Annotated in this window: 1 pseudogene; it reads right to left on the bottom strand. The window is 68.0% G+C overall.

From position 1 onward, the window contains the following. Positions 1–302: pseudogene (locus EXE42_RS17555) on the bottom strand (hypothetical protein); the annotation flags it as partial. Position 303 lies beyond the last annotated feature (1 nt).

The following is a 303-nucleotide window of genomic DNA, read 5'->3' as shown; positions in this document are numbered from 1 at the left end:
ATCACCTCGACGAGCGTGAACTCGGTCGCGTTCTCCCCGGCGATCTCGACGCGCCACTCGCGGTCGTCGACCGAGACGGTCGACCCGTTCGCCAGCGTCTCCGACGTCTCCGCCGTGTACTCGCGTTCGAGCGTCGCCGTGACGACGGTGGTCGCTCCGCCGCCGTGACCGCCGCCCTCCTCCGTCTCCGAGATGTCGGCCACGAGCCACGTCTCGCCGCCGACCTCGATCGACTCGTTTTGCGAGGCGTCAATCTCGGGGTTCTCGAAGGCGATTTCGGGACTCTCAGCCGTCGCAGTCAGC

Origin of the sequence: Halorubrum sp. SP3 (assembly GCF_005435195.1) — an archaeon.
Classification (GTDB): domain Archaea; phylum Halobacteriota; class Halobacteria; order Halobacteriales; family Haloferacaceae; genus Halorubrum; species Halorubrum sodomense.
The sequence above is the reverse complement of the archived record's forward strand: the minus strand, read 5'-3'. Positions and strand labels throughout refer to the sequence as shown.